Source organism: Alcanivorax sp. HI0044, assembly GCF_001634945.1.
On record NZ_LWEZ01000574.1, the window covers coordinates 1 to 1,032 of the forward strand.

A 1,032-nucleotide genomic window follows, 5' to 3' on the forward strand; every position below is an offset into this window, starting at 1 on the left:
CCCACATACAGGGCCAGGATGGCCGCATCACCCTGCCACCCCTGAACCGCAGCGACGCGCAGCACTGCCTGGACCAACTGGGCCATGCCTGGCAGCAAGCCCTGTGCGAACCCCTGCCCATCGCCTGCGCCACCGCCTTTGCCTGGCTGAAAGGGGAAGAAAAAGACAACGGCGACAACGAGGCCCGCAAGGTATTCGAATCCGGCTTCATGCACACTGGCGAACAGGACAAGGAACCGGCCATTGCCCGGGCCTGGGCCGACTTCGACACAATGTTGGCTGTCCGCCATGGCGACCACAGCGCCTTCGCCTACTGGACCGAACAACTCTATGCCCCGCTCTATCAACATGCACAGTGGCAAGAGCCAGGAGACGACGTATGAGCACTGAACGTCCGCTCCCGATTACCTTCCCACTGCACGGCACCCGGCTGATCGAGGCCAGTGCTGGCACCGGCAAGACCTTTACCCTGGCCGCCCTCTACTTGCGCCTGGTTCTCGGTCATGGCGACGACAATGCCTTCTCGCGCCCGCTGTTGCCGCCGGAGATTCTGGTGGTGACTTTCACCGAAGCGGCCACGGAAGAACTGCGTGAACGGATCCGCGACCGCCTGGCCGATGCCGCGCGTATCTTTGCCGATGCCAATGCAGAAGCCGACGACCCGGTGCTGGCTGAATTGCTCAATGACTATAGCGACCCGGACGACCGGGCCCGTTGCGCCCAGCGTCTGGATGCCGCCGCCCAGTGGATGGACGAAGCCGCCATCTACACCATCCACGGCTTCTGTAATCGCATGCTCAAACAGCATGCCTTCGATTCCGGCAGCCTGTTCAGCCTGGAATTGCAGGAAGACGCCAGCGACGAACAGCAGATGGCAGCGCGGGATTACTGGCGCTCGGTGATTGCCGATTTCCCGGTGAGCGCCGCCAATGCCCTGCAAAGCGACAACCTGGGCAACCCGGATGCCCTGCTGGACGCCTGCCGTCCCCTGCTCGGCCTGAAAGAAGCTGACCCGGAAGAGTTACCGCAAAG

The 1,032-nt window shown here is 62.8% G+C and carries 1 protein-coding gene and 1 pseudogene; both read left to right on the plus strand.

Going from position 1 to position 1,032, the window contains the following annotated elements:
• Window positions 1–383: pseudogene (locus tag A3730_RS31220) on the plus strand (exodeoxyribonuclease V subunit gamma); the annotation flags it as partial.
• Window positions 380–1,032 (plus strand): UvrD-helicase domain-containing protein (locus A3730_RS06935; RefSeq protein WP_156501012.1); only part of this gene is annotated, 653 nt, incomplete at its 3' end. The pseudogene A3730_RS31220 and the gene A3730_RS06935, both read left to right, overlap by 4 nt.